Genomic DNA, 14640 nt, shown 5'->3' with positions numbered 1-14640 from the left:
ATATAAAACAAACGAGCAATAGCGCCTTATTCACAGGTAAACCCCGCTCGTCTTAATAAAAACCAAATATTCACCAGGGGCAAAGCATGCGCAAGATCACCCTTTGTTTTTTTCTTGTTTCACCAGTGAGTTACGCGACTACCGTCGCATTACCCAGCGACGCTGCTGCCACCGTGGCGCCGGTAAAAAAAAACCGCCCGGCCTTTCCGCATATTCATTGGCAAAGCGAGGATAATAAAAAGAATATTGATATCGGCGGCGCGCTGCGCGCCAATTATCGCTATGAAGACTGGCACAGCAGCAATTATCGGCATCCGCCGCATTTACGCTTTGACGCCTTTCGCATCGATGCCGCCGGCCAGATAAACGACGCGTTTTTTGATAGCGGATTCTGGTTTCAGGATCGGCGTAAATACGCCATCGACCGCGCCTATGTCGGCTACCACCTGTCTGAGCGCTCCACCGTGCAGCTGGGCGCGCCGTTCAAACCGTTCGGCCTGATGCCCTATCCGCAGTTCGGCTGGTCGTACGGCATTCCGTTTTACCTCGGCTTTGGCGTCAACACCGGGCTCGGCGCCAAATACCAATACCAACGGGGCGATTGGGCCTTTGACGCCGCCTACTACCCGCGCATGATGCCGACCGGCGTGCGTTACGCCCCCGACGTCGCCAGCTACGACGATCTGAAGAACACCAACTTTGCCTCACAGCATCTGCAGCGCAACGAAAAACGCGATCAGGTAAACCTGCGGCTGACGCGGGCTTTCCACCAGGGCGGCTGGGACAATGAGCTCGGCGGTTCGCTGGCGGCCTCGCGGCTCTACAACCAGGCGACCGGCGATAACGGCAGCTTCTGGGCGGCGGGCCTGCATACGCTGGTGAATCGGGATGCCTGGCATCTGTCCGGCCAGGTGATCCGCTACGGTTACGACGCCAAAGGCCCGGCCGGCGCCAGCAATTCGGTGATCCTGATGGGCGGCAACGGCCTGACGCCGGCCTATCTGATCCCGTCGCAGGCCACCACTGCCGCCATCAACCTGGCGCGCGACGTCGAGGTGCCCTGGGGACCGGTGAAAAAGCTGCGCTTCTACAACGACTACAGCGTGCTCTGGAAGGACAGGCACGGCGGCTCCGACTCCAAAATGAATACGCTCGGGGTGCAGGTGTTCGCCATGCCGGTGATGCTGTGGGTGGATCTGACCTGGGCGCAGAACGCCAATCCGTGGGGCGGCGTGGAAAACGCCACCGGCTGGACCGGCACCCAGTCCTCCGGCAGCAATAAATGGTATTTTCGCACCAACGTAAACATCGGTTACTACTTCTGAGCGCGGCGGGATCTACACTGAAGTATCGCCGTCAACCGGAGAAATCATGATGCTGAGCGCGCAAACGCTGCATGTCGCCATCAACCGCCCCTGTGACGAGGTGTACGCCTTTCTCAGCCGCCCGGAAAACTTCCCGTTGTGGGCCAAAGGATTAACCAATAGCTTACGGCGGGAAGGTGAAGATTGGATGGCGGAGACCCCGCAGGGGCGGATCCGCATTCGATTTAGCGCGCCCAATGCCTTCGGCGTGCTGGATCATTGGGTGACGCTGCCGGACGGCGGCGTAGTCTACGTGCCGCTGCGCGCGCTCGCCAACCGACAAGGCGCCGAGGTGATCTTCACCCTGTTCCGCCAGCCGGACATGGACGACGCGCTGTTCGCCCGCGACGTCGGGCTGGTGAACGCCGATCTGCAGGCGCTGAAGCGCCTGCTGGAATCGCGCTAATCCCCTTACCCCTTGACCGACGACACCACGTTAAGCGGCTGGGCATCCGGCAGAATATTCATGTGCTCCAGCACCTGGGCCATGATCTTGCCGAACACCGGCCCGGCCACCGAACCGCCGAAGTGCTTGCCGGCTTTCGGGTTGTTGACCATCACCACCAGCGCCACCTGCGGATCGCTGGCCGGCGCCACGCCGGCGGTGTAGTTGATGTAGCCGCCGTCGTATTTGCCGCTCGGGCCCATTTTCTCGGCGGTACCGGTTTTGATCGCCAGCCGGTAGCCCGGCACTGCGGCGCTCACCCCGCTGCCGCCCGGCAAGGCGTCGCTCTCCATCATATGCACCACGGACCGAACCGTATCCGCCGGCAGAATACGTTGCCCCATCACCGGCGGCGTCACCTTGGTGATCGACAGCGGCCGATAAATGCCGAAGGAACCGATCGCGGCATACTCGCGCGCCATCTGCAGCGGCGTCACGCGCAGCCCATAGCCGAAGGAGAAGGTAGCGCGTTCGATATCGGCCCAGCGTTCGCGATGCTGCGGCAAGTAGCCGCTGCTCTCGTTACCGATGCCGAGCTCGGTCGGTCGCCCCAGGCCAAAGCTGCGGTAGACCGCCGGCAGCACCGTGGCCGGCAGCGCCAGCGCAATGTGCGATACCGCGATGTCGCTCGATTTTTGCAGCACGCCGGTGATGGTCAGTTTCGACCAATGGCCGACGTCTTTGATCAGGTGACCGTTCACCCGATACGGCGTGGTGTCCAGCACCGTATCCGGCCGGATCAGCTTATGCTCCAGCCCCACCATTACCACCACCGGTTTCACCGTCGAGCCCGGTTCGAAGCTGTCGCTGCTGCACACGTTGCGAATATCCTTCGCCGGGGTGCTGCCATAGTTGTTCGGGTTGAACGACGGGTAGCTGGCCATGCCGAGGACCTCGCCGGTGTCGATCTTGACCAGCACCGCACAGCCGGAGTCGGCCTGGTTAGCCACCACGCCGTCGCGGATCTGCGCATAGAGCACGTACTGAATAAATTTATCGATGCTGAGCGTCACGTTCGGCGGCGGCACCGGATCCACGCTTTTAAGCACGCCGATCACCGCGCCGCTGCCGTCCTTCTGGTAGACCCGCAGGCCGTTTTTGCCCTGCAACAGCGGGTTGAAGCCCAGCTCGATGCCCTCCAGCCCCTGATTGTCCTGGCCGACGATGCCGATCAGTCCGGCCGCGTCCTGGCCCATCGGATAGAAGCGGCTGAAATCCTGCTCGGTGCTGACGCCGGTCAGGTGCAGCTTACTGATGTAGGCGGCGTTATCGTCCTCCACCTTGCGCGCCAGATAAACGAAGCGTTTGCGCGCGTTGCTCTGGATCAGGTGCTGGATGTCCGCCAGCGGGATCTTCAACACGTTGGCCATGCTCTGCCAGCGTTCGTTGCCGGTATCGGTCTGGGTATCGAGAATATGCTTCGGATCCAGCACGATGTCTTTGGACGACACGCTGACCGCCAGCGCCTCATCGTTGCGATCGGTGATCATGGCGCGGTTGGTCGGCACCACCTGGGTGCGGATCGAACGTTGGTCAGCCTGATTGGCCAACTGCTGGTGTTCCAGCAGTTGCAGGTAGCCGACCCTGAACGCCAACAGAAAAAAACAGACCAGCATGCCGGCGCAAATCCAGCCGAAACGAACTGTGGAATAGGTTTTACCGCTCTTTTTGGTCGATGGCGCCACTGTTGTGTTAACCCTACGTTTTTATTCAGTTTATGGTGTTATTTCAGTCTACCTTGCCGGAAATGGTCAGGAGATTGCAGTTTGTAAGAAAGTAAAAACAAACCGCATCACCGTTGCACATCCGCGCTGTCGTTTAACTGCGGTTTACTTTGCGGCGTATCGCCGGGCTGTGGCGCGTTGGCCGGGTCAAAAATGTGGTCGAGGATCGCGCGCGCGGTCGGCCCCGCCACCACGCCGTCGCCGCCGCCGTTTTCCAGGATCAGCGCCATCGCCACCCGGGGATTTTTGTAGGGCGCAAACAGCGTATAAAAGATGTGATCGCGCAGCCGCACCGGGATCATTTTGGCGTTGTAAGTCTGGTTTTGCTTCAGGCTGAACACTTGCGAGGTGCCGGATTTGGCGGCGATCTGATACGGCGCGGTGTGGAACAGCTTGTAACCGGTGCCGTTCGGCAAGTTGGCCATGCCGTACATGCCGTTGCGCACGATGCCCCAATAAGGCGAGTTGGGATCGCCGATCTGCGCCGTTTGCGCCGGCGGCTGGTAGCGCATCACCCGGTTGCCCTGCTGCAGCGAATACAACAGATGCGGCGTTTTCACCCGGCCGTTGTTGAGCAGCGTGCTCAAGGCTTTCACCATCTGGATCGGCGTCGCCACCCAATACCCCTGGCCGATGCCCACCGAGACCGTATCCCCCTGATACCAGCCCTTTTTGTGCACCTTCAGCTTCCAGTCGCGGCTCGGCAGCACGCCGCGGTACTCTTCGTTCAGATCGATGCCGGTGGACTGGCCATAACCGAACTGGCTCAGCCAGTGGTGAATGCGATCGATGCCCATCTCATACGCCACCTGATAAAAGAAGGTATCGGCGGACTCTTCAATCGCTTTGGTGACGTTGAGCATGCCGTGGCCGGTTTTCAGCCAGTCGCGGTAGCGCCGCTCGGTGCCGGGCAGCGTCCAGGTCGGCGCGCCGAAAAAGGTGGTGGTGGGCGTGATCACCCCGGCGAACAGCGCCGAAACGGCCATGTAGGGCTTCACCGTGGAAGCCGGCGGGTACAACCCCTGGGTAACGCGGTTGATGAGCGGCAGATCCGGGTTGCCCAGCAGCGCCTTATAGGCCTGATAGCCGATGCCTTTGACGAAGGGATTGGGATCGTAACTGGGGCTGGAGACCATCGCCAGAATGCCGCCGTCGCGCGGATCTTCCACCACCACCGCGGCGCGTTGCCCCTTCAGCACCGATTCGATGTACTGCTGCAGCGGCAGATCCAGCGTCAGGTAAATGTTTTTGCCGGCCTTCGGCGGCTGTTCCTTCAGCAAGCGGATCACCCGCCCATGGTTATCCACCTCCACCTCCTGATAGCCGGTGGTGCCGTGCAGTTCGGATTCGTAATAGGCCTCGATACCCTGTTTGCCGATGTTGCGGTCGGCGGCATAGTTCTCGCTCAGGCCGGCCTTGTCCAGGCGCTTGAGATCGCTGTCGTTGATCTTCGACACATAGCCCAGCACGTGCGCCAGCTGGGCGCCGTAAGGATATTCACGCTGCTGATAGGTATCGATGGTCACCCCGTCGAAACGGTATTGATTGACGGCAAAGCGCGCCACCTCAGTGTCACTCAGCCCGGTTTTTAGCGTCACCGGCTTGTAGCGGCTGTTGTGGTGCATATCGTCGCGAAACGCGCTGATGTCCTCCGGCGTCAGATCGACGATCGGCGTCAGCGCCTGCAGCAGCGCCGCCATGTCGGTGATTTTGCTGGGCGTGATTTCGACACGATACAGTGTCACGTTTCGCACCAGCGGAGTGCCATTGCGATCGAAGATTAACCCGCGGCTGGGCGCGAGCGGCAGCATTTTGATGTCGTTCTGGTTGGAACGCGTCTGGTAAAAGCCGTGCTGGCGGATTTGCAGCCGGTAGAGGTTAACGATCAGCGCGCCGAAACAGACCACCACCAGCGCCAGCGCTACGCCTGCCCGGCGGATAAACAGCCTCTCTTCCGCAGAGTGGTCGCGAATTTTTTCTTTTAACAGGGCCATGCGGTGCCGATACCTTTTGCGTCACATTTCCCCGTAAAATCAGGGAACTGAAAAGCCGGCAAGCATAGCGTTATCGAGCGCGCCGCCCCATGAAAAGGTTGCTAATGAAATGGCATAACTGTTTCAGCATATTGGAATGTTACCGTCGGCGATTTTTTCACCGCGCTGCCCATTGAGCCGCCGTTCGCCCCAATGCTACAATGTGATCTGAATCACATTATTCCCGTTATTCCCCCGCATTTCCCTGTCGGCGCCCTGCCGGATGCGGCTTTTTGTTACATAGGATCGAGTTCGATGAGTACCATTGCCACCGGTTTAGTCATGATGCGCTGGGAGTTGCTGAGCGCCGTGATGATGTTCTTCGCCAGCCAGTTAAACGTCGTTTGCCGTAAAACCAGCCGCAACGGCATGGCGTTCATGTTCAGCAGCCTGGGCCTGTTTACCGCCTGCTGGTTCGTGATGGGCCTGATGGGCATCCACCTCACCCTGGAAGCCTTCACCCAATTCTGGTCATCGGCCTGGGATCGCTACGTGGACGTCGTCAGCACCATGCCGGCCGATTGGCCGATGCCGTAACCTCGCTGCACGGGCGGCGCATCTGCCGCCCCGCCGATTATTCCGCGTCCGTTGACGGCGCCGCCGCCAGCCGCGCCATCAACGCCCCCGCTTCGATCAGCTGCGCCTGTTCTTGCTCCGTTAAACAGCTTTCCATCGCCGCCAGCAGCCACGCCTCGCGCCGGCTGCGGCTTTGCTGCAACAGGCCCAGACCGGCGGGCGTCAGGCGCACCCGTACCCGGCGTTTGTCTTCGGCATCCGGCGTGCGCACCAGCAGCCCATCGGCCTCCAGCTCCCGTAAGGCGGCCGCCAGGTTAGAGGAACGCATGCGCTCCGACTCCGCCAGCAGCGACGGCGTCGCCTCGCCGCCGTGACGATCGATAGCTCCCAGCAGCATCAGCTGGGCCCAGGATTTTTCGTCGCTGCGCGACTCGCGCCGCAAACGGCGCACCAGCGACATTAATTGCGTGCGCAGCAGCGTCACGTCTTCAGGATGATCTTTTTTCATTGGCGTCAATAGATAACGATAGATTTGTCCGTACTTTCACACCGAGACCGGGAACGGTCAACCGAAATTGGCGGACGAAATATGCCAGCTCGCTATTGGCGGGTGCCGGCGTTGAGCGGCAACACCGCATGCACCACCAAAGCGAACAGCAGACCGACGCCACCGCCCAGCAACACATTGACCACCCTTTCTGCGGCGATCGACGGCGCTTTTCCGGCAATCACCAACGCGCAGGCGATGCAGGCGCAACGGGCGCCAAATCCCAAGGTATAACGATGAAAAGACACCAGGGTGAGCATCGTCACCACGCTCAGCAGTTCATAACCCACATTGCCATGCGGCATGAGGCTGCCCAGCAAAATACCGACGGGCACGCCCAGCAATGCGCCTGACGCACGCTGGCGGAGTTTGTTGCGCGTACCGGCCATATCGCCGCTGATCACGCTGACGGCCGACCAGATCACCCATTGCCCGTAATCGAGGTGTTGCCACTCAACGATCGCGGCCGACAGTGCAACGGCACAACTTACGGCGAGCAAAGCCTCGCCGCAGGCCACGCGAGCGCCAAGCTCATCGCTGCGACGCAGCTGGAGATAATGATGCAGGCTGTCACTCGTCGACAGCCGCGCTAGCCGCCGATGCTCTGCCAGTGCAAGCATCAGCACCGGCAAGACGGCTGCCCCCAGAAAAGGGAGTAGCGCCCAGCCGCATTGGGCTAATGGCGCGCCGGCGCCACCTTCAGCGGTTTCACACGCCAGATAAAGAGCCGGAATAAAAATAAAATTCCCCAGGGATCGCAGCTTGCCGCCGAACGCGGAGATCCCAACCGCCGCCGCCGCTGCCAACACGCACGCCAAAATGAAGATGACCGGCGAGTGCATGGCGCACAGCAGCGCCATAAAGAGCAGCAGCAATGCCGCCGCATGTAGCGCCACGCCGAGCGGCGCCAGTTCAAGGCGCTCACAAACGACAAACAGCGATATGGTGACCACCGAAGCCTTCAGCCAGTTGGCATTGCCTGTCGCCAGGCTCAGGGCCAGCAACGGCGCCAACACCCATGCTCCCCGTCGCAGCTGACGCCAAGCGATTTCTTCACGCAGCAGCTTCACAATGCGCTCAGCTGTTCCAGCGTGACGATATCGGCAATAGTGGCAAGCGTTTCCATCGAGATCCGGTGCTCTTCCGCCGTGGCCGCCGCGCAAGCCTCTTCCAGTATCAGCACCTGATAATCGCGATCGTGCGCGTCGCGCGCCGTCGCCTGTACAGCCCAGGTGCTGCTGACCCCACAGATCACCAACCGTTCAATGCGGCGGGCGCGCAGCGTCGCATCCAGATTGGTGCCATAAAACGCGCTGACGCGCGGTTTTACGATGGTTAACTCCCCCAAATCAGACGCTAAATCAGGATGAAAATCCGTGCCCGGCTGGCCCAGTGCGATAGCGCCAAATTGATGCGCCTGCCCAAACATCCGCGAGTATTTGGGTTGATCGACATAGCCGGCCGCGAAACCGACTTTAACCAATATGCGCAGCCAATCCTTGCGCTGCGCGAGAGACAATGCGCTATTTGCCCGCGCGATAGCATCGCGCTCGATGACCTGCTGCGCCGAGCGCGCAATTTTTCCTTCCGGGTGGGAGATATCCACGATGTAATCCAGAGCGATCAGTGCGGTATTCATAGAAAGCGTCTCCTTGCCGCCGACACGGCGAAATGGGTAGAGAGAGTGTGGCGCCGCCGAATTGTTGAGCGGCTTGGTGGAGTAGCTTAAAATAAATACCTATGATAATATAGCTATTAATTTATAGCGAAATGTAACAACACCGCCGACGAGCTTTACGTTTTCTCACGCATTTCCCCCGCGCCGGCCAGTTCGCGGTGTTATTATTATCTTGCTTAACAAATCCCTCCAAATTCAAAGTGGTACGACAAGTCGATGGAAGCGTGGAAAGTCAATCTGATCTCGGTCTGGCTCGGGTGTTTCTTCACCGGGCTGGCGATGAGCCAAATCCTCCCTTTTCTGCCGCTGTACGTCGAACAGCTCGGCGTCAGCGATCATCAATCCCTCAGCCTGTGGTCCGGGCTGGTGTTCAGCGGCACCTTTTTGGTCTCGGCGGTGGTGTCGCCGCTGTGGGGCAGCCTGGCCGACCGCAAAGGCCGCAAGCTGATGCTGCTGCGCGCCTCGCTGGGCATGGCGATCGTCATCGCCCTGCAGGGGCTGGCCACCAACGTCTGGCAGCTGTTCGCGCTGCGCGCCCTGATGGGGCTGACGTCCGGCTATATTCCCAACGCCATGGCGCTGGTCGCCTCGCAGGCGCCGCGCGATAAAAGCGGCTGGGCGCTGGGCACGCTCTCTACCGGGCAGATCTCCGGCGTGATCGCCGGGCCGCTGCTGGGCGGGCTGATGGCCGACCATCTGGGGCTGCGGGTGGTGTTTTTCGTCACCGCCGGGCTGATGTTCGTCAGCTTCCTGGTGACGCTGTTCCTGATTAAAGAACGGCGCATCACGGTGAAAAAAGCGGATCAGCTAAGCGGCAAGGCGGTATTCCGTTCGCTGCCTTATCCAACGCTGATCGTCACGCTGTTCGTTTGTACCCTGATGATCCAGCTGGCTAACTCCTCCATCAGCCCGATCCTGACGCTGTTCATCCGCGAACTGTCGGGCGACGTCAGCAATATCGCCTTTGTCAGCGGCATGATTGCCGCCGTGCCCGGCATTGCGGCGCTGATCTCGGCGCCACGCCTCGGGCGGCTCGGCGATCGCATCGGCACCGCGCGCATCCTGATCGCCGCGCTGCTGTTCACCACCGGTCTGTTCGCCGTGATGGCCTGGGTGAATACGCCGCTGCAGCTGGGCATTCTGCGCTTCCTGCTGGGGTTCGCCGACGGCGCGCTGATGCCGGCGGTGCAGGCGCTGCTGCTGAAGTATTCCTCCGATCAGGTGACCGGGCGCATCTTCGGCTATAACCAATCCTTTATGTACCTGGGCAACGTGGTTGGCCCGCTGCTGGGATCGGGCATTTCGGCGATGATGGGGTTCCGCTGGGTGTTCGCCGTCACGGCGGTATTGGTGCTTTGCAATGCGCTGCAGCTGCGACATCAGTTCAAAAAAGTGGAAAATCAACGCGCGGGATAACGAGGAATGTGGGGAAACGCCTCAAGCAGTGGCGGGACAATGACGCCCATCAACCGTGCCACCACTGCCAAAGGCGGCCGTAGCCTACTCGACACGATGAACGTTTGGTATTTATGTAAGTAAATAAAGTGTTACCGGCATGTAGAGGGCCGCCGCAGCGGCCCTTTTGGATCAGAACATGGTATTGTCGTTGGCCGATTTTTCCGGCACATCCTGATTGACGTCCCAATGCTCGGTGATTTTACCCTGATCGTTCACCCGATAAATATCCACGCTGGCGGTGCCGCGATCCTGCGGGTTATTTTGGTATTGGACGTGAACGTAGACCAGATCGCCGTTGACCGCGCTGCGGTATATTTTGGCGCTGTACTGCGGATTGTCTTTGAAGGTCTGGCTGAAGAAATCCAGGAACGGCTTGATGCCGTCGCCGACGAACGGGTTATGCTGCTTGTAGTTCTCCACAATCAGCTTTTGCGCCACGCTGATGTCATGACGGTTGAAAAAGCCCGCATACAGATCTTCCACCACCTTCAGCTTTTGCTGGGCATGATGATAACCGCCCTTGCCGGCCGACTTGTAAGACGCCGCCTGATCCGTTGACAGCGCCGGGTAACTCGCCAGCAAACCGCCGACGATCGCACAGGTGATCAATACCTTTTTCATAACTGCTCCTTATTTTCCTGAGTGACCTACGATTTTCAGCTGCCCTTTCAGATGGGTGAAGCTGCCGTCCCTGGCGGCGATGTTGGTGTACACCTCGCCGCGCTCAAAGTCCTCGACATGCGTCACGTTGTCGCCGGACTGCGGTTCATGCCAATAGACCATGTAGACCTTCGGCCGAATCTCCACCGCGGTGTACTGCACGGTATCGGTGATGCCCTGCGAAGCTTCGCCGATACCGGTGAAGGTCATGGTCTTGTCATCGGTAAAATCCAGCTTGAAGGCGAAATCGCCGAAGGTCACCTGCACCACTTTACCGACCGCAATAAACTGCCCGTGTTTTTCCGTCATCGTCGCCGCCTTACTGTTTGTCAGGGTGGTTTGCGCCGCCAAAGCGGCAGGCAATGCCAGGGGGAAAGTCAGGGCTATCGCCAGCGCGATGCCCGTTCGTTTCACTGTTTTCATCGTTCCTTCTCCTTTCCGTGGTTGAAAACGAGAATCATTATTATTTCTTAACGGTTGGCGGAAATATAAGAATAATCTCTATTCCTATCAGGCACCTGGCGGCGAAAAAAGCGGGCGAAAAATCGCCGTAAAATGGCATAGCAATAGCGCGTTCTGGCCATTGGTTTTTACGCAATGAACGGAATTACTGCTTTCAGGAAGGGAAACCACTCGGGGATTTGATGGGTCTATAGCGCAGATCGCTTTAAGCTAATGCGTATTTATTCTTAAGCCGCCCGCCGCAGGGAAACGGCGGCGAACGGCGTGGCGTTTAACGCAGCCAGGGTGTATAGGTGACGCCAACCAGCAACCCTTCCGGGCTGAGCAAACGGGTAACGCTTTGCCCCCACGGCTCTTCACGATTGGCGACCAGCAGCCGATAACCGCGATCGATCAGTCCCTGGGTGGCGGCCGCCATGTCGGCCACGTCGAACTCGATCCATGCCTGCGGCACCGCGAGATCCGCCGGCCAGCGATCGTCGCCAAAGCAGGACTGCGCCGCCTGCGCCAGCGGCCACAGGGCGAAGTGTTTCACCCCGTCCAGCGCGCCCTGCTCGGCCAGCAGATAGGTTTCGTTGCCCGGCATCGGCTTGAGCGGCAACCCCAGCGCCTCGACATAAAACGCCTTGCTCTCGTCGCTCTCACGCGTGATCGGCCCGAATCCGGCGACGAACAACACGCCCAGCCCGGCAAATGGTTGATCCATGCTTGCACTCCCTTCCGGTTAGCGCCCCTGCCGCACCTGCAGCGGAGCAAGTCCATAGGCCGCCTTGAAGCGGTTGCTGAAATGGCTGGCGGAGCTGAAGCCGCACGCCAGCGCGATCTCGGTGATCGGCTGTTGGCTATGCCGCAACAGCTGTTCCGCCCGCTGCAGCCGCGCGCGCATCACAAACTGGTGCGGCGCAAGGCCGGTCGAATGTTTGAACATGCGGGCAAAATGGTATTCGCTCAACCCGGCCTGCGCCGCCAGATCGGCCAACAACAAAGGCCGATCCAGGTGGCTTGCGATATATTCCCGCACCCGCCTGGCTGCCGCGGGAGCAAGGCCGCCGCGCGCCGCCGGCAGCTTCCACTGCAGCTGGCTGTAGCGCTGGATCAGGTGCGACATCAGCAGGTTCGAGGCGCTGCTGAGCGCCAGCAGGTTGGCGCTGTCCCGCCAGTCGCAGTTGAGCAAAAACTGGCGATACAGCAGCGTGATCTGCGGATCTTCGCCGAAGCTGCGCGGCTCCACGTTGATCGCCGCCGGGCTGCGATCCCAGGTTTGCTCCGCCAGCCGGCGCAGATGCCCGTCGGTACAATACAGATGCACGAACGACAGATCGCTGCGCACATCCCAGGTGGAAGCGTACTGGCGCGGCATGATGCAGAAGCGATCCGGCCCGCCGCCGTTGCGCCAGCCGCCCGGCACCTGCTGGTAGCACTCATAGCCGTCGGCGACGTACAGGCTCAGGGTATGGTGGTCGGCGCTTTCCTGCGTGACGCGATCGTTGCAGTTAGACCAGGCCGCCAGCTCCACGCCGGTGCCCAGCAGCACGCTGCCGTGCAGCCGCGCCTTGTGCTCTCGCAGTGTTTCAAACGCCTGATAGTTGGACATCGCCGGCCCCGTTGTTCGACATGCTGACAGTGTAAAGAGTGGCGCCGCGGCATGCCAGCGGCCGCCCCGCGCTTTTGGCAAAAAAAGCGCAAGAATATGCAACTGGGCGCAAAGCGCTGCAAGCGCCGCCGCGCGCCAAAGCGGATACTGCGCCATCGGTTTTTTCGGAGTGAATAGAATGAATGCGCTGTTGTACCTCGCCGTGGTGCTGATTTGGGGCACCACCTGGATAGCGATTACCCTGCAACAGGAAGGCCCGGTGGCCATTCCTGTGTCGATCGCTTACCGTTTCGCCATTTCCGCCGCGGTGATGTTCGCCGTGCTGTTGCTAACGCGCCGCCTGCGCCGCATCGCCCCGCGCGATCATCTGTTCTGCGTGCTGCAGGGCTGCTGCGTGTTCGGCTTCAACTTCTTCTGCTTTTACCACGCGGCGGCTTATATCAGCAGCGGGCTGGAATCGGTGATTTTCTCGATGGCGGTACTGTTCAACGCCCTCAACAGCCTGCTGTTCTTCCGCCAGCGCCCCAGCCCCAACCTGCTGCCGGCGGCGCTGCTGGGGTTGACCGGCATCGTGGCGCTGTTCTGGCAAGATCTGGCCGCCACCCGCATGGCGCCGGAGCTGCTTAAAGGCATCGGCCTGAGCGCGCTCGGCACCTACGGCTTCTCGCTGGGCAACATGATCAGCGCGCGCCATCAGCGCCGCGGGCTGGATATTTTTTCCACCAATACCTATGCCATGACCTACGGCGCGCTGCTGATGGCGCTGATCGCCCTGGCGCAGGGCGTATCGTTCCAGATGGAATACAGCAGCCGCTATATTGGATCCCTGTTGTATCTGGCGATCTTCGGATCGGTGATCGCCTTCGCCGCCTACTTCAGCCTGCTCGGCCGCATCGGCGCCGGCGCGGCGGCCTACAGCACCCTGCTGTTCCCGCTGGTGGCGCTGACCATCTCAACGATCTACGAAGGCTACCAGTGGCACTTCAACGCCGTGCTGGGCCTGTGCCTGATTTTGCTGGGCAACCTGGTGATGTTCGCCAAGCCGGGGCTGAAGTGGCGACGGGCGGGTATCTCAAAACAAAACTCAACCCTTTGAAGCCATTGGCGAATATCGTTATTATCAGGTTTTGTTGATAACGGACGATGGCAAATGCTCAGAAGTGATGATGTGACACCCCGCGCCTACCAACAGGTGGACGTGTTTACCGCCACGCCGCTGCTCGGCAATCCCGTGGCGGTGGTGCTGGAAGCCGAAGGGCTGAACGACGAGCAGATGCTGGCATTGGCCCGTTGGACCAACCTTTCGGAAACCACCTTTGTGCTTAAACCGACGCACCCGGCGGCGGATTATAAGGTGCGCATTTTCACCACCGAAAAAGAGCTGCCCTTCGCCGGCCACCCAACGCTGGGCACCGCCCACGCCTTGCTGAAAGCCGGATTGACGCCTAAACGCCCTGGAACGGTGATGCAGGAATGCGGCGTCGGCCTGGTGGCGGTCAATATCCAGCCGGAAGGCGCATTGGCCTTCGCCGCGCCCGAAGTAGAGTTCCGCCCCATGGCGGCCGAGGAAACCAAACGGTTGACGGCCGCTTTACGGCCTGCAGTGATTGCAGCAGGCACCCCGCCGGTGATTGCCGAGATGGGCATTCGCTGGCTGATGGTGCGCCTGCCGGACGCGCAGTCCTGCCTGGCGGTAACGCCGGATCAGGCCACGATTAAACAGCTGCAAACCGCCTGTGATGTGGATGGCGTAGTGATTTATGGCGCCTGCTCCGCAACCGAACCGGCCGATTACGAAATGCGCGCGTTTATGGTGGAATGCGGTGTTTTGATTGAAGATCCGGTAACCGGCAGCGCCAACGCCTGCCTGGCGCGCTTATTGAAGGCCAGCCGCTTCCCCGACGGCGGCCAGACCGCACAGGGTTACCAGGTGCGCCAGGGCACCCAACTGAAGCGAGATGGCCGCGTGAGCGTGCGCTTTATTGACGGCGAGCCCTGGATCGGCGGGCAGTGCTGCACCCTGATTAATGGTACATTGGGTATTTAGTTTGGGGGGTAACAGGTTGGAGGGAGTGGTTTTATCTGCCCCTTCGGCTTGCCCTAATGAGGCTCAGTAATTATCTCTCGCGGAAAGAAGTTCAGCTAGCGCCTGGTTCTGT

At 60.2% G+C, this 14640-nt stretch carries 15 protein-coding genes; 6 read left to right on the top strand and 9 right to left on the bottom strand.

Annotation, left to right across the window (positions count from 1 at the left end; genetic code table 11):
* The first annotated feature begins 86 nt into the window (after window positions 1-86).
* Both ACJ8QF_RS07595 and ACJ8QF_RS07590 read left to right on the top strand, forming a co-directional pair.
* A complete protein-coding gene (locus ACJ8QF_RS07595) occupies window positions 87-1325 on the top strand; it encodes a hypothetical protein (protein WP_085336921.1) in 1239 nt (412 codons plus the stop codon).
* 46 nt (window positions 1326-1371) lie between these two features.
* Entirely contained in the window at window positions 1372-1770 is a 399-nt protein-coding gene (locus ACJ8QF_RS07590; RefSeq protein WP_131164220.1) for an SRPBCC family protein, read from the top strand.
* Window positions 1771-1775: 5 nt separating this feature from the next.
* Here ACJ8QF_RS07590 and ACJ8QF_RS07585 read toward each other — a convergent pair whose 3' ends face one another.
* Both ACJ8QF_RS07585 and mrdA read right to left on the bottom strand, forming a co-directional pair.
* Window positions 1776-3494, bottom strand: coding sequence for a penicillin-binding transpeptidase domain-containing protein (locus ACJ8QF_RS07585; RefSeq protein WP_033633091.1), 1719 nt, complete (start codon window positions 3492-3494; stop codon window positions 1776-1778).
* Between the two features lie 107 nt (window positions 3495-3601).
* Window positions 3602-5527 carry a penicillin-binding protein 2 gene (gene mrdA / locus ACJ8QF_RS07580; RefSeq protein WP_442537418.1) on the bottom strand — a complete coding sequence of 642 codons (1926 nt, stop codon included), beginning with the start codon at window positions 5525-5527 and terminating at the stop codon, window positions 3602-3604.
* 294 nt (window positions 5528-5821) lie between these two features.
* On the opposite strand from mrdA, the gene ACJ8QF_RS07575 reads away from it, so the two are divergent.
* The gene (locus ACJ8QF_RS07575; RefSeq protein WP_004940713.1) at window positions 5822-6103 is read left to right on the top strand and encodes a YjcB family protein; all 282 of its coding nucleotides are present in this window, start codon (window positions 5822-5824) and stop codon (window positions 6101-6103) included.
* A 37-nt stretch (window positions 6104-6140) separates the two neighbouring features.
* Here the strand turns inward: ACJ8QF_RS07575 and ACJ8QF_RS07570 are convergent, their stop codons facing one another.
* The 3 genes from ACJ8QF_RS07570 to ACJ8QF_RS07560 all read right to left on the bottom strand — a co-directional run bounded on the left by ACJ8QF_RS07570 (window position 6141) and on the right by ACJ8QF_RS07560 (window position 8268).
* Entirely contained in the window at window positions 6141-6590 is a 450-nt protein-coding gene (locus ACJ8QF_RS07570; RefSeq protein ID WP_004940714.1) for a MarR family winged helix-turn-helix transcriptional regulator, read from the bottom strand.
* A 92-nt stretch (window positions 6591-6682) separates the two neighbouring features.
* On the bottom strand, window positions 6683-7699 hold the full coding sequence (locus tag ACJ8QF_RS07565) for an FUSC family protein (RefSeq protein ID WP_131164222.1): 1017 nt from the start codon (window positions 7697-7699) through the stop codon (window positions 6683-6685).
* On the bottom strand, window positions 7696-8268 hold the full coding sequence (locus ACJ8QF_RS07560) for an isochorismatase family cysteine hydrolase (RefSeq protein ID WP_033633093.1): 573 nt from the start codon (window positions 8266-8268) through the stop codon (window positions 7696-7698). Before ACJ8QF_RS07560 ends, ACJ8QF_RS07565 begins: the two co-directional genes overlap by 4 nt.
* A 255-nt stretch (window positions 8269-8523) precedes the next feature.
* Between ACJ8QF_RS07560 and ACJ8QF_RS07555 the strand changes: the two genes are divergently transcribed.
* On the top strand, window positions 8524-9723 hold the full coding sequence (locus ACJ8QF_RS07555; protein ID WP_004940721.1) for a multidrug efflux MFS transporter: 1200 nt from the start codon (window positions 8524-8526) through the stop codon (window positions 9721-9723).
* A 171-nt stretch (window positions 9724-9894) separates the two neighbouring features.
* Here the strand turns inward: ACJ8QF_RS07555 and ACJ8QF_RS07550 are convergent, their stop codons facing one another.
* The 4 genes from ACJ8QF_RS07550 to ACJ8QF_RS07535 all read right to left on the bottom strand — a co-directional run bounded on the left by ACJ8QF_RS07550 (window position 9895) and on the right by ACJ8QF_RS07535 (window position 12481).
* On the bottom strand, window positions 9895-10386 hold the full coding sequence (locus ACJ8QF_RS07550; RefSeq protein ID WP_004940723.1) for a nuclear transport factor 2 family protein: 492 nt from the start codon (window positions 10384-10386) through the stop codon (window positions 9895-9897).
* Window positions 10387-10395: 9 nt separating this feature from the next.
* Window positions 10396-10848, bottom strand: coding sequence for a MoaF-related domain-containing protein (locus ACJ8QF_RS07545; protein WP_004940725.1), 453 nt, complete (start codon window positions 10846-10848; stop codon window positions 10396-10398).
* A gap of 310 nt (window positions 10849-11158) precedes the next feature.
* Window positions 11159-11593 carry a glyoxalase/bleomycin resistance/dioxygenase family protein gene (locus tag ACJ8QF_RS07540; RefSeq protein WP_004940727.1) on the bottom strand — a complete coding sequence of 145 codons (435 nt, stop codon included), beginning with the start codon at window positions 11591-11593 and terminating at the stop codon, window positions 11159-11161.
* An 18-nt stretch (window positions 11594-11611) separates the two neighbouring features.
* Window positions 11612-12481: a helix-turn-helix domain-containing protein gene (locus ACJ8QF_RS07535; protein ID WP_004940729.1), complete on the bottom strand. Its 870-nt coding sequence runs from the start codon at window positions 12479-12481 to the stop codon at window positions 11612-11614.
* A 178-nt stretch (window positions 12482-12659) separates the two neighbouring features.
* Between ACJ8QF_RS07535 and ACJ8QF_RS07530 the strand changes: the two genes are divergently transcribed.
* Together ACJ8QF_RS07530 and ACJ8QF_RS07525 are read left to right on the top strand one after the other, a co-directional pair.
* Window positions 12660-13577, top strand: a complete 918-nt coding sequence (locus ACJ8QF_RS07530; RefSeq protein ID WP_004940731.1) for a DMT family transporter — start codon at window positions 12660-12662, stop codon at window positions 13575-13577.
* 54 nt (window positions 13578-13631) lie between these two features.
* On the top strand, window positions 13632-14528 hold the full coding sequence (locus ACJ8QF_RS07525; protein WP_280631620.1) for a PhzF family phenazine biosynthesis protein: 897 nt from the start codon (window positions 13632-13634) through the stop codon (window positions 14526-14528).
* Window positions 14529-14640: the final 112 nt, after the last annotated feature.

The organism is Serratia sp. CY81684 (genome assembly GCF_052166595.1).
GTDB classification, from domain to species: Bacteria; Pseudomonadota; Gammaproteobacteria; order Enterobacterales; family Enterobacteriaceae; genus Serratia; species Serratia nematodiphila.
Note: the sequence above shows the minus strand (reverse complement) of the source record. Positions and strands in the feature narration are given on the sequence as shown.

Bases quoted from the DNA above. Each gene is read 5' to 3' on its own strand.
- mrdA (WP_442537418.1), bottom strand. From the start codon at position 5,527: ATGGCCCTGTTAAAAGAAAAAATTCGCGACCACTCTGCGGAAGAGAGG.
- ACJ8QF_RS07570 (WP_004940714.1), bottom strand. From the start codon at position 6,590: ATGAAAAAAGATCATCCTGAAGACGTGACGCTGCTGCGCACGCAATTA.
- ACJ8QF_RS07590 (WP_131164220.1), top strand. From the start codon at position 1,372: ATGATGCTGAGCGCGCAAACGCTGCATGTCGCCATCAACCGCCCCTGT.
- ACJ8QF_RS07595 (WP_085336921.1), top strand. From the start codon at position 87: ATGCGCAAGATCACCCTTTGTTTTTTTCTTGTTTCACCAGTGAGTTAC.
- ACJ8QF_RS07550 (WP_004940723.1), bottom strand. From the start codon at position 10,386: ATGAAAAAGGTATTGATCACCTGTGCGATCGTCGGCGGTTTGCTGGCG.
- ACJ8QF_RS07555 (WP_004940721.1), top strand. From the start codon at position 8,524: ATGGAAGCGTGGAAAGTCAATCTGATCTCGGTCTGGCTCGGGTGTTTC.
- ACJ8QF_RS07540 (WP_004940727.1), bottom strand. From the start codon at position 11,593: ATGGATCAACCATTTGCCGGGCTGGGCGTGTTGTTCGTCGCCGGATTC.
- ACJ8QF_RS07575 (WP_004940713.1), top strand. From the start codon at position 5,822: ATGAGTACCATTGCCACCGGTTTAGTCATGATGCGCTGGGAGTTGCTG.
- ACJ8QF_RS07560 (WP_033633093.1), bottom strand. From the start codon at position 8,268: ATGAATACCGCACTGATCGCTCTGGATTACATCGTGGATATCTCCCAC.
- ACJ8QF_RS07545 (WP_004940725.1), bottom strand. From the start codon at position 10,848: ATGAAAACAGTGAAACGAACGGGCATCGCGCTGGCGATAGCCCTGACT.
- ACJ8QF_RS07530 (WP_004940731.1), top strand. From the start codon at position 12,660: ATGAATGCGCTGTTGTACCTCGCCGTGGTGCTGATTTGGGGCACCACC.
- ACJ8QF_RS07535 (WP_004940729.1), bottom strand. From the start codon at position 12,481: ATGTCCAACTATCAGGCGTTTGAAACACTGCGAGAGCACAAGGCGCGG.
- ACJ8QF_RS07525 (WP_280631620.1), top strand. From the start codon at position 13,632: ATGCTCAGAAGTGATGATGTGACACCCCGCGCCTACCAACAGGTGGAC.